This window comes from Flavobacterium quisquiliarum (genome assembly GCF_019308285.1).
Classification (GTDB): domain Bacteria; phylum Bacteroidota; class Bacteroidia; order Flavobacteriales; family Flavobacteriaceae; genus Flavobacterium; species Flavobacterium quisquiliarum.
The window spans coordinates 95,848-109,038 of record NZ_WWEM01000011.1; the positions used below are offsets into that span (position 1 = coordinate 95,848).

The 13,191-nt window shown below is 34.0% G+C and carries 7 protein-coding genes; 2 read left to right on the forward strand and 5 right to left on the reverse strand.

The annotated features are described in order from the left end of the window. Nucleotides 1-2: 2 nt before the first annotated feature. The 4 genes from pdhA to porU form a co-directional block, all read right to left on the reverse strand. Nucleotides 3-1,001: a pyruvate dehydrogenase (acetyl-transferring) E1 component subunit alpha gene (pdhA, locus tag GSY47_RS03455; RefSeq protein WP_179003174.1), complete on the reverse strand. Its 999-nt coding sequence runs from the start codon at nucleotides 999-1,001 to the stop codon at nucleotides 3-5. Nucleotides 1,002-1,160: 159 nt separating this feature from the next. Then, nucleotides 1,161-1,643 carry a cytidine deaminase gene (gene cdd, locus GSY47_RS03460; protein ID WP_179003173.1) on the reverse strand — a complete coding sequence of 161 codons (483 nt, stop codon included), beginning with the start codon at nucleotides 1,641-1,643 and terminating at the stop codon, nucleotides 1,161-1,163. A gap of 79 nt (nucleotides 1,644-1,722) precedes the next feature. After that, nucleotides 1,723-2,928 carry a type IX secretion system outer membrane channel protein PorV gene (porV, locus tag GSY47_RS03465; RefSeq protein WP_179003172.1) on the reverse strand — a complete coding sequence of 402 codons (1,206 nt, stop codon included), beginning with the start codon at nucleotides 2,926-2,928 and terminating at the stop codon, nucleotides 1,723-1,725. A 42-nt stretch (nucleotides 2,929-2,970) separates the two neighbouring features. Continuing rightward, on the reverse strand, nucleotides 2,971-6,807 hold the full coding sequence (gene porU, locus GSY47_RS03470; RefSeq protein ID WP_219071103.1) for a type IX secretion system sortase PorU: 3,837 nt from the start codon (nucleotides 6,805-6,807) through the stop codon (nucleotides 2,971-2,973). A 215-nt stretch (nucleotides 6,808-7,022) separates the two neighbouring features. On the opposite strand from porU, the gene gldJ reads away from it, so the two are divergent. Both gldJ and GSY47_RS03480 read left to right on the forward strand, forming a co-directional pair. After that, nucleotides 7,023-8,708 carry a gliding motility lipoprotein GldJ gene (gene gldJ, locus GSY47_RS03475; protein ID WP_179003238.1) on the forward strand — a complete coding sequence of 562 codons (1,686 nt, stop codon included), beginning with the start codon at nucleotides 7,023-7,025 and terminating at the stop codon, nucleotides 8,706-8,708. A gap of 115 nt (nucleotides 8,709-8,823) precedes the next feature. After that, nucleotides 8,824-10,110, forward strand: coding sequence for a UDP-N-acetylmuramoyl-tripeptide--D-alanyl-D-alanine ligase (locus tag GSY47_RS03480; protein ID WP_179003170.1), 1,287 nt, complete (start codon nucleotides 8,824-8,826; stop codon nucleotides 10,108-10,110). A 36-nt stretch (nucleotides 10,111-10,146) separates the two neighbouring features. On the opposite strand, the gene GSY47_RS03485 is transcribed toward GSY47_RS03480, so the two are convergent. Continuing rightward, the gene (locus GSY47_RS03485) at nucleotides 10,147-13,026 is read right to left on the reverse strand and encodes a helix-turn-helix and ligand-binding sensor domain-containing protein (protein ID WP_219071104.1); all 2,880 of its coding nucleotides are present in this window, start codon (nucleotides 13,024-13,026) and stop codon (nucleotides 10,147-10,149) included. Between the last annotated feature and the right edge of the window lie 165 nt (nucleotides 13,027-13,191).

The window sequence follows — 13,191 nt, forward strand, 5'->3', positions numbered from 1 at the left end:
TATTATAATTTATGAGGTGTAAATGGATAGTCTTCTTGTGCGTATACTACATCGTATAATTGTTGTAAATCTGGGTATGGAGATTCTTCAGCGAATTTCGCACATTCTTCAACTAAGTCTTTAACTTTTTGGTCAATTACTTCGATTTCTTCTTGTGTAGCATATTTTTGATCCAAGATTACGTCAAGAACTTGAGTAATTGGGTCGATTTTTTTGTACTCTTCAACCTCTTCTTTAGAACGGTATAATTGTGCGTCAGACATAGAGTGTCCTCTGTAACGGTACGTTTTCATTTCAAGGAAAGTTGGTCCGTCTCCGCGACGCGCTCTTTCGATAGCTTCGTGCATTGCTTCAGCAACTTTTACTGGGTTCATTCCGTCAACAGGTCCACAAGGCATTTCGTAACCTAAACCTAATTTCCAGATGTCAGTGTGGTTTGCAGTTCTTTCTACAGAAGTTCCCATTGCATAACCGTTGTTTTCAACGATAAATACAACTGGAAGTTTCCATAACATAGCCATATTAAAAGCTTCATGTAAAGAACCTTGTCTAGCAGCTCCGTCACCAAAGTAAGTCATGGTAACACCGCCAGTGTTGAAATATTTGTCTGCAAAAGCAATACCAGCTCCTACAGGAATTTGAGCGCCTACGATTCCGTGACCACCGTAAAAACCATGTTCTTTAGAGAAAATGTGCATAGAACCTCCCATACCTTTAGAAGTTCCTGTTGCTTTTCCTAAAAGTTCTGCCATTACGTTTCTAGGATCAACTCCCATACCAATTGGCTGTACGTGATTTCTGTAAGCAGTAATCATTTTGTCTTTGGTCAAATCCATAGCGTGCAGTGCGCCAGCTAATACAGCTTCTTGACCATTATATAGGTGTAGAAAACCTCTAACTTTTTGTTGAATGTATAATGCTGCAAGTTTGTCTTCAAACTTTCTCCAAAGTAGCATGTCTTCATACCACTTTAAATATACCTCTTTTGTAACTTCTTTCATCTGAATTCTTTCTTTTGCTAAAGTTGTTTGTGTTATCGATTATTGTGCCTGTAACGCAAAATAGTTTCCTCCCACAAATTTGCGCCCGAAAGGTCGGGATGCAAAAATAAGACATTACATTTAAGAACTAAAATTTAATGACCACTTTTTGGCTTTTTTTTACAAGAACTTTTTATCAAACATCAATGGGAGTAAATTTTTCAATGATGATGATTTATAAACTTCGCCAATTTCACCCATAAAATAGATTTCAATAGGAGTTTCTTGTTTTATCTCATATTCTGCAATTGATTGTCGGCAAGAACCACAAGGCGGAATAGGAGCAGTGGTTTGATTAGTATCTGAAGCGGCTGTAATGGCCATTCTTAAAATTTTGGCTTCTGGATATGCGCTTCCTGCATAAAAAATAGCTGTTCTTTCTGCGCAAAGTCCAGATGGATAAGCGGCGTTTTCTTGATTGGAGCCTAAAACAATTTTTCCATTGTCTAAAAGTAACGCAGCTCCGACTCTGAATTTTGAATAAGGAGCGTATGCTTTTTTTCTGATCTCAATTGCTTGGTTCATTAAGTCCTGAACTTCTTCAGATAGCTCACTTATGCTATCAAATATGGTAAATGAAGTTGTTATATTGATTTCTTTCATCTGTTTTTAAGGGAAAAAAAATCCAAATTCCTAAGATGCTGGAATTTGGATTATGTTGTTTTTATTTAGTTTGTTCTTTTTAGTACGTCTCGTATTTGTCTCCAAAGTTAAACGTTAAAGAGAAACGAAGGGTGTTTTCCAAAGGATTTTTGATTTTCGAAGCAGAGAATAGATATGATACATCAATTTTCATGATATTGTATTTGAATCCTGCTCCTAAAGAGAAAAACTGTTTAGCACCTTTTTCTGGGCTTTCATGGTAGTATCCTAAACGCATCGCAAATGAATCTTGATACATATATTCTGCAGCAAGACTATAAGTAACCTCTTTCATCTCTTCTTTGAATCCTCCTGGAGCGTCTCCAAAAGATTTGAATATACCAGAAACCCATCCAATATTTCTATAGTCGTTATACGCAGCGTCTGTAGCCTGCTGTTGTGTAAGGTCTTCAGGGTCATCGAAGTCTCCGTCGCCATTTCCGTCAACAGCGGCTTGAATTCCTGGAGGTGTTGGAACTAAAAGTTTAGTAAGTTCAGCGCTTACAGCAAGTTTATTGTAATCGTCAAAAATAAAATCAAATCCTCCTCCTAATCTTAAATTGGCAGGTAAGAAGTTTGAACTTAAATCGTCTCTGTCGTAGCTGATTTTTGGTCCTAAGTTTTGAAGATTGATACCGGCTCTCCATCTTCCGTTGAAATCTTGATAAGCGATTTCTTCTGATTGATAAAAAGCAGCTACATCAACAGCAAAGGAGCTAGCGGCTGAAGCGTCGACATCTTCTGAAGCTACTTTTAAATTTGAGTTTATAAAACGTGCTCCAACAGCCATAGAGAATTCTTCGCTTAGTTTTAATGAATAAGATCCATCTAAGGCAAATTCGTTTGGATTTACTGTTCTTACCGCTTCATTAGGGTCTCCCGTATATCTTAGTTCAATTCCTCCAAAACCAAAATAGCGAAAACTTCCCGCAAAAGCGCTTCGGTCGCTAAATTTGTTGTAATAGGTTACTTGACCTAAAGAAATGTCATTAGCAAGATCTGTTAAGTAAGGAGTGTAACTGATCGAAAGACCTTGTGCGTCTTCTGAAAAGGCATACTTCGCTGGATTCCATTGTTGTGAGAATACGTCGGCAGAAGTAGCGACCCCTTGGTCGCCTAAACCCGCTGCTCTAGCATCTGCGGCAACTAATAGAAAAGGAACTCCAGTTACTATTGGTCTTGATTCCTGAGCCTTTGAATTGAAAAAGGTAAAAAGGCAAATTAATAAAAGTGATAGTTTTTTCATTTAAGGGACTTATGTTTTTTGGTGGTGCAAATATATATAATATTATAGGATGACAAGCTTTTCGTATTTTTCTGCTTTTTTATTTGTTAAATTCGACTTTACAGTTAGTTTGTAAATATACACTCCTTTTCCGATTCTGTCACCAAAATCGTCTTTACCGTCCCAAGTAATCTCTCTAGATAAAAATCCTTCTGTTGTTATAGTTTGATTTTTTGTCCAAACTACTTTACCCGTTATGGTCATTACTTGCACTTGCACGTCCAGAGGTTCGTAAGGTCTGTTGTGTGAAAACCAAAACTGAGTATAAGTTGAAAAAGGATTTGGGTAGTTAAGAACATGTGATAATGTTAACGATTCGTCTCCTACAACAGTAAATTGAATCTCACTCGTTACGGGATTATTGTAAACATCCCAAGCAGTAAAACTTATAGTATGCAGTCCTGGAGCTAAATTTCTAAATGGGAAGCGTAAGTTTCCATTTGTATAATCGTCTAATTTGGTCTGATAGTAATCATTTAAAATATAAGGATTGCTAACATCTCCATCTAAAATTGCAACAATATCATGCCCGATTCCGCTTGCTGTGTTGATTCCATTTTCGTCTTCTAAAAAAGCTAAAAAGAAAGGAGATTCGTTTGTGATGCCTCCAGACACAAAAGTTTCGTCGTTCATATATAACTTCACTTTTGGACTAATATTGTCCTGAGGTGCATTTTCGTTAATTCCTCCAATTTTAATGGTATTGTTGTAGCCTGTTTGGTTTTCTAAAGCGTCTGTTTTTTTAGAATAAAAGCTGATTTTTCCATTGTCAACAGGAATTCGGATATCTCGTGGAACTACAAAGCTGAATTCAAATTGACCGTTTGTAACAGAAGCGTTTCCTCTGAAAATAGTTTCGCCTAAAATTTTAAACTGCATAGGCGGGCTTAATCCGTCATTGTTTAAAGTTGTGGTGGTGAGCATTTTGTCAAAAATAGCAGTCGCTAATTCTCCATTATAATTGCTTAGTAAGGTATTGTTTTCGTCTGTGATTTCTCCCGATATTTTAATTTTAGATAATGATTTGAAATCGGGAATTGGTTGTGAAATTGCAATGTCGTTTACTTTTGTTAAGTTAATTCTGGGTTTTGGAATTGCCAACATCAAGGCAGGATCACCTAAATAGGTAACTATGTTGCTGCCTGAGCTGGAGTTTTCGTTTTTAGAAATTCTCAGAGATTCTGCTATACTATTATATTGATTTGATCCGAATGAAAGAAGATTTTTGTTTAAAGTGCTGTTAAAGCTTTCTCCGTTTATTTTTCCAATTTGGCGAACCGTAGTCAGCATAGAAATCGCTCCCCCTTTAGGATTCCAATAGACATATTCTCCAGCAGTTGGTCTTGACGGATCATCAAATCTGGAAAATTCACAAGTTATGGTTATAAAAAGAGGATACTTGTATTGATTGTTCAGATTTTGACCATCTGATTTTTCCCAAATTCTTTCGCTCGCAAGTCCATCTTCTCCTCCATGACCTAAATAGTTAAAAACTAATGCTCCTTTTTCAAAAGCATTAAAAAAGTCAGTTCTGGCTTTAGGGTATCTGGCTCCTCCGGCAGAAGCCTCTTGTGTATAGGCATCTAAGAATATTTTTTCGATATTAAAAAATGGTTTTTCAGTTGCAATTAAATCGGCTAATGCATTTTGGTTTGCCTGTAATGTTTGATCTCCAGCTGCGTCTGTATCATCACTTATTAGGACAAAATTATTTCTCCAGTTTCCATACGATTTTGTGTCGTGATATTCTAAAACTTTATTAACCATTTCCTGTGCCTGAGCGTTGTCTGAAACCAACATACGTCCTGTCGCGATATCAATTCCGTCAAAAGGATAACCTACGATTCCTTCGTTTGTGTCCATGAGTCCATAAAAATCATCAGTAGCAAATCCGCCTTCGCCTATAGTGTAACTTATTAGAGACTGATAAATAGGAACAATGTTGTTGTTGTTTGAAATTCGATCTTTATAGTCATACGAAGCATCTCCAAATAAGTTTAGGTATTTTATTCTTTTTTCAGGAGAAGAAGCATTTTCGTAAATGTACTTTACAAAATTCCGAATTCCAGCAATGTCTTGTTTTCCCGATGAGAATTCCTGATAGATATTTTCGAGAGAAACCACTTTTACATTTAAATTGGAATTGATTCGGTGGAAGTTCGCCAGTCTTTCAGCTTGAGAAACTAAAGATTTGATTGTGACAATTAGGTAATCTATGTCTTGGAAAGTGTTTTGGCTGTTTCTGAAAATAGTTCCTTTTAAGTTCTGATTTGCAATTTTGGACTGATTTTCTTTTAAAGGAGTATAATAGTCAGAAGCGTCTATCGCGACATATTTTCTAACTTCGCCTAAATTGGCTTTGAAGCTAAAGTTGGCCTGATTTGAATTTTGAATTGTTAAGACATTATATAAATCGGTAACATCCCAAACTTGAGAAATTGCTGTGGCATTTCCAAAGGTGTAATTAACGACGCCTGCTGTGGAACCTGCATCATTATATTGAAAAGGAAATTGTTTTCCTGTTCCCAAAAGTTTTCGTTTTGCGGTTAGATTGATGTAGTCTAAATAGCCTTTAGATCCTGGAACTCCATTGTTATTATAGGTAAGTTTTATTTTAATATTATCAGTTCCTGTAAATGTTGTGTTTGGAGGTAAGCTTTTGTTAATGTATTTGTCTTCTGAACTTGCTTGTAAGGAAGAGTAGTTCATAGTTCCAATATTTTGTCCGTTGGCAGAGACTGTAAAAGAAGTAGCTGTAAAAGCTGCAGATGCTGCGGTTACTTCTATTTTTACTGGCGTGGAAGTATCGAGATTGGGAAAATTAAAAGAGAATTCCTGTTCTTGATTAATGTCGAATGATTCTCCAAGCCATTGACGGCCTAAGTGAATAATATTCGTTTGGTCTATTTCATGAAATTGATAGTCATCAAACGTGTTTAGTTCTAATGTTGTGTTAGCAGTAGGCTGATTAAGGTTTTGAATTCTTTTTCCGTCTCCGCCAGAAGCTGTAACGTAATAATAAGATTTTGAGTCGTATAAATTCAAATTAGTCTGGCTTTCAGAATTCCAGTTTTCAACTCCTTCTGCATAAAAAAGAATATAATCTTCATTATTAAAGACACCGTCATTTTCGCCGATTACTTGAATTGCATTTTCGGTTAAATCGTCAGGATAATAAATGCTGTTGGCTAAAGGAAGCATTCTGCCGCCATTTCCATAAATTTTAATTCTTCTCGGATCAACTTTTGATGGATCGAGTCCTAAACTTTGTAAAAAAGATCTTGTGACTTTGTAAACCCCAGATTTTTGAACATAAAAACGATACCAGTCTCCAGATGCTAACACAGAATTTGAAATTGTTGCGGTTTTTTGAAAAACAGAACTATTAGAACTTCTTGCTGTAGAGCTGTTAATGGAATAAGAGAAAGACTTGATGCGTTTAAAACCGTTTCCATCTTTTATTATCGGATTTAAGGATAAAAAAGTACGCTTTAAGTCTCTTGCATTCGTAATTATTAAGGTCTCATTTGGTTTTGCAGGGATGTTTTCAGGAGCCAAATCACCTAAATCAGTTCTAGATATAGACTCATAAATGACGTTTCTAATTTGTATTGAACTGCCGTTTGATAGGTTAGGAAGGCTTAGGTTTTCTAATAATGTTATGCTTTTTTTGGTCATATCAAAGCGAAAACCGCTTCCTGAGAAGTACGGAATTGTAATTCTATTTTCACCATAATTTGCTTCTTTTTTATCTTGCCAATTAATCGTTATTTCCCCATTTGACTGAGGAAATGCAAGAATTGGGATTAAAAAAAAGCAGATGAAAAATAGCTGTTTCATTGGTTTAAAAAGTGAAAATTAATTAAAAAATAATTAGTAAGTAAAAATATAGTATTTCATGTTACAGTAAATAATAAAAAGTATATTTTTGCGTTCGTAACTAAAGGTTATTTTCTGGTAAAAAAAACAGCTAAATAAAATTATTAGAACAGATGTTGCCAATTAAATGTTAATTATTATATTGCAGCACCTAAATTTATCACCTAAGAATGAGTATGAAAGTAAACAAAATTGTAGTCTTGCAGTTAATGATGTCAATGGTATTGATGTTGGGCACGGCTAGTTGTAGCAAAAAATCGAGTTCCACTCACGCTTCTAGAGCAACTGGCTGGGATGTAGATAGTCAGAATGGAACTGCTGCTAGAAATGCAGGTAAAAAACAACAGGCTGGTCCTGGTTTGGTTTTTGTTGAAGGAGGTACGTTTACTATGGGTAAGGTACAGGATGATGTTATGCACGATTGGAATAACACGCCAACTCAACAACACGTTCAGTCATTTTATATGGATGAAACCGAAGTTACAAACGGTATGTACTTAGAATACCTAGAGTGGTTAAAGAAAGTTTTCCCGCCGACAGAAGAAAATTACAAAAATATTTATGAAGGAGCATCACCAGATACTCTTGTTTGGAGAAATCGTTTAGGTTATAACGAAACGATGACTAATAACTATTTAAGACATCCATCTTATGCTAACTACCCAGTAGTTGGTGTGAACTGGATTCAAGCTGTTGAATTTAGTAAATGGAGAACTGATCGTGTAAATGAGGCAGTTTTAGAGAAAAATGGATATCTTCAAAAAGGTGCTAAGACAAATGATGTGAATGCTGAAAATGCGTTTAATACTGAAGGATATTTAATGTCTCCAAGTACATCACGTGGTGGAAGCGAAGAAATTGTATTAAAGAAAAACCCAACTGGTAGAAGACCAAAAGCTGGAAAAGATGGTGTAGTTCCTGAAGAGAAAAATGTGTACGCACAACGTTCTTCTGGAATTATCTTACCAGAGTACAGACTTCCTACTGAAGCAGAATGGGAATATGCAGCTGCCGCTGATGTTGGACAAAGAGAGTATAACATCTACAAAGGACAAAAGAAATATCCTTGGTCTGGAGATTATACACGTTCTAATAAACGTAAAAATAAGGGTGATCAATTGGCTAACTTCAAACAAGGAAACGGTGATTACGGTGGAATTGCAGGTTGGTCAGATGACGGAGCAGATATTACAAATGCTGTAAAAAGTTATGCTCCAAACGATTTCGGATTATATGACATGGCCGGAAACGTTGCAGAATGGGTAGCTGACGTTTACAGACCAATTATTGATAATGAAGCAAATGATTTCAACTACTACAGAGGAAACCAATACGCTAAAAACAAAATTGGTAAAGATGGTAAGGTTGAAATTGTTACAACTGCTACTATTAAATATGATACTTTAAGTAACGGTAAAGTTATTGCAAGAAACCTTCCTGGAGAAATCGCGCAGGTGCCGGTTGATGAGCAAGAAACTTATTTGAGACAAAACTTCAGCACAAGTGATAATATCAACTACAGAGATGGTGATAAACAATCTTCAAGATATTTTGACTTTGGTGATTCTGAATCAGGTTCAAAAGCAGATCAAGCTATGTACAATTCTCCTAAACATAATGTAACTACAGATAGTTTAGGTAAAATGATAAGAAAATATGATAATTCTAGTAAACGTACTACTTTAATCGATGATAAAGTAAGAGTTTACAAAGGAGGATCTTGGAGAGATAGAGCTTATTGGTTAGATCCAGCTCAAAGAAGATACTTCCCTCAAGATATGGCAACTGACTATATTGGTTTCAGATGTGCAATGTCTAGAGTAGGTGCAAAATCTGAAAGAAGAAAATCTCCTAGAAACTAAGAATTAGAATTTCTAGCATAAAAATTCCAAATTCCAAAAGCTGAATATTCAGTCTGGAATTTGGAATTTTTTTATTGTTTTTTTCTATTTTTATGGTCTATTTAAAATTTTATAAATGAATATTCAGGACATTCATAATTTGTTTTTACAATGCAGTTCGCTTTCTATTGACACCAGAAAGATTGAAAAGAATTCAATGTTTTTTGCAATCAAAGGAGAGAATTTTGATGCCAATACATTTGCTAAGGAGGCACTAGATTTGGGTGCTTTATATGTTGTTATTGACAACGAATCATACTTTATTGATGATAGGACTATTTTGGTTGAAAATAGTTTGCAGACACTTCAGGAATTAGCAAAATTTCATCGTTCTTATTTGGCACTTCCAATTGTTGCTCTAACAGGCAGCAATGGAAAAACAACAACTAAAGAATTAATAAATGTTGTATTATCAAAAAAGTTTAAAACAAAAGCTACTGTTGGAAATTTAAACAATCATATTGGTGTGCCTCTTACTTTGCTTTCGTTTACAAAAGAAACAGAGATTGGGATTGTAGAAATGGGAGCTAATCATCAGAAAGAAATTGAATTCCTTTGTCAGATAGCACAGCCGGATTTTGGTTATATTACAAACTTTGGAAAAGCGCATTTGGAGGGTTTTGGAGGGGTTGAAGGTGTGATTGCCGGAAAAAGTGAAATGTATCAATATCTGCATGCAAATCAAAAGACTGTTTTTGTAAATCTTGAAGACCCTATTCAAATAGAAAAATCAAAAGGAATTAAATCTTTTACTTTTGGTGTAGAAAAGGAAAGTGCCGATTTGAATATTCAGGAAATTACAGCAAATCCGTTTGTGGCTGTTAGCTATAATGATTTCAAAATCGAATCGCATTTAATTGGACTTTATAATGCTAATAATATAAATGCGGCAACCGCTATTGGAAAATATTTTGAAGTAACAGAAAGCGATATAAAGAGCGCTGTCGAAAATTATATTCCAGCTAATAATAGGTCTCAAATGATGCAAAAAGGTTCAAATGAGATTATTCTAGATGCTTATAATGCAAATCCTAGCAGTATGGCAGTAGCGATTACAAACTTTCTTCAATTGGATAAGAATAATAAGATTATGATTCTTGGAGATATGTTTGAGTTAGGAAATGAGAGTCTGTATGAGCATAAGGTTATTGTAGATTCTCTGGCGGCTCAAGATCAGGCATTGTGTTTTTTAATTGGGAAATCATTTTATTCGAACCAGATTTTGAGTGATAATATAAAGTTTTTTGAAACTTTTGATGCATTTGCTGACTTCCTGAAAAGTTTCAAATTTGATTCTAATACTATTTTGATAAAAGGTTCGAGAGGAATGGCCCTTGAACGAACTTTAGAATATATTGTATAAAAAGAAAGCCATTCAAATTTGAATGGCTTTCTTTTTTTAAATAGTCATTAAGAATCCGATTAAGTTTTCCTTTTTATTTAAACCTAGTTTTTTTCTTAAACGATAACGTGCTAGTTCAACTCCACCTGTTGAAATATTCATGATTTCGGCTATTTCTTTGGTTGACATATTCATTAATAAATAAGTAGATAAATCTAATTCTCTTGGAGAAATGGTAGGATATTGTCCTTTTAAACGCTTTAAAAATTCAAAATGCACGTTTTTAATGTGTTTTTCCAAGTCTTTCCAGCTTTTGTCTGTATTGACTTCTTTTACGATACTTTTATGCAGTTTACTGAATTCGGATTTGGTGCTTTCGTCTAGAATATTGGTATCGATATCTTTAAGTTTGTGAATAATTCCATTTAGAACTTTATTTTTTTTGACAACTTGTAATGAGTTGTTTACCAGTTCTTTATCTTTTGCTAAGATCTTGATTTGGAGTTTGTCATTTTTTAGTTTTTCAATTTCTTTCTCCAAATCATGCTGTTCGTGTCTGATTTTAGATTCTTTTTCCAGATATAATCTTCTTTGTTCAATGGTTTCATAATATCTGTTTTTTCGAATTTTAAGTTTAATTCGAACTGAGATAAGATAAGCACCTAATAATACAAGGATAAGATAGAATAAATAAGCAAGGAAGTGCCTATACCAAGGTGGGGATACAGTAAATTCAACTTCACTGATATCAGATTCTATACCGTAGCTGTTTCTAGCTTTTAATTTCATTACATAATTGCCTTCTCGTAAATTAGTGTACTCTTTTATGGCTGTCGAAGACCAGCTTCGCCAGTTTTCTTCAAAAGGTTCTAATTTATAGGAGTACATCACATTTTCCTGATTTTCATAAGTTGGCGATGCAAAAGTGAATTTTACGCGATTATGTTTATATGGAAGACTGTAGGATTCTGCTTTATTGATAAGATTACCTGTTAGAATGGTATCGCCAGGAAAAGAAAAACTTTCAATGAATGCTTTTGGTTTAGCCATGAAAGTATTTGGAATAGCCGAATTATAATGCGCCAATCGGTCAGTCAATCCTATAAAGATGTTGTGAGGATCAATTGCATTTACAGAAACATAGTTGTTAACTAAATTTCCTGTCAAATTGGAGAATATAGTCTGTTTTTTAGCATAACTTCCGTTTCTATTTTTAATTAAAACCCCTAGTGATTCATTATATGCATACCATAAGTTACCAGAAGGATCTTCAATTAATGTGTTAATGGTAGGGATTCCTTTAAATAAATCTGTGATTTTTTTATCTTCAAAAAATACCTCTTGTTCAACTGAATATCTGTAAAAATGATTATTCACTTGAAAGTAAACCTTATTGTTGATGTTTTGAAGGCTATTAATTCCCTTGTATTTATCTGATATATTAACATGTTTCTTTATGAAATCAAATCTCTTTAAGTCATCTGACAATTTCACCTGATATAAGAACGGATTTTTCTTTAGCCATAAGTAGTTTTCATCTATTTCAACAGAAAAGTTATTGGTTGTCTCATCAAAACCTTTTACCTGATGCAAATAATCATATCCTGAGCCCGATTTTTTGAAAACAGAAAAACCGTTGTAACTTTCTCCTATAATATAATCAGGATGATTTGGGATTTTTTTGAATCCAAAATATCCTTTTGTATCTAGTATTTTTGAAACCCTATTTTTGTCAATTATTAAAGCTCCACTGTTGCTGGCGCAGATTAATACATCGTTTAGAACTTGAATGTTCCAAACCTGAGAAATTGTTCCTTCCACTCTTATAAACGAGCTATCTTTAAAAGAAGTTCCCCAAGAATGATAGAATAAACCTTGATTTGTGGCTACGTATAAATTGCCTTGAAATATTGTCGAGGCATAAACTGTTCCGATGTTGTAACTGTAGTCAAAGTACGAAAAAGGAGAGTTTTCATTTATAAAAGTGATACCATTGTCAAGCCCCAGCCAGATGTTGTTTTTATTATCAACAAATGACGCCAGAATGGTGTTATTTTGTATTCCTTTTTGTCTGTTTAAGTGCTGTATTATCTTTCCATTTAAGTCACAGATAATGGCACCGTCTAGTACAGAATTAAGTACAATGAATTTATTTTTAATAATAGAACCGCCAAGAGAGGTATTTTTCTTTATAAAATCATTTGCCTCAGTTTCCCAAGGTTTTATTATGCCATTTTCGGATACAAAAAGACCTTTTTCTAAAGTAGCATACATTAAGCGATTGTCAGGAAGCGGAAAAAGGGACCAGATTTCTTTGTCATTAAATACAGTTGTGCCTTTTACAGCTGTAAGGCGTCTGTTTTTATATTCTAATACGCCTAGAGTTTTATCTTGAAAATATAGGCGATTTTTTACCAAAAATGAAAATTGGAATTTATGCGGAGCATTTAATGTGGTGATTTTTTCTCCTTTTAGGAAAAATACTTTAGAGAAAGACTGAAAAATAACTTCGCCATTAAAAATGTGGATTCTCCAGATTAGGTTGATATTTTCTTTGTCAATAGGACTTAGTAAGTTGAATAAAGAATGGTATTTTAAAATTCCTTTTTCATCAATCTTAAAATAGCCAAATTCATTATTTCCTCCAACAAAAATCCTTCCCAAAGCATCGATTTTTAAGCTTCTTATCTCCGATTTATTAGGTAGAGAGTATTTGTGCCAGTTCGAACCGTCAAATTGTATTAAACCGCTGTTGTTAGCAAAATAAATATTGCCGTTTTTATCTTGATCGATACTCCAGTTTTGGGTTCCTCCTTTGTATTCTGATCTTTTATAGTTTTTTATGTCTGGAATTCCGATGTTTTTTACCTGACAGAAACCTATATTTTGTATGAAAAGTAGTAATATAACTGTAAAAGGTCTAACTATGAATTTCATAAAATTTTAAATGTATTTTTATTAGAAATGCTATATAATGTTATTTAATTGTTGATTTTTCAATCTCATTAAATCTGTTTTTTTAAATTATTTTTAATTTAAAACGTTGTAGTTGTGAATAAACTAATGTAATATACGATTTTTATAATTAACATTTTTATAACA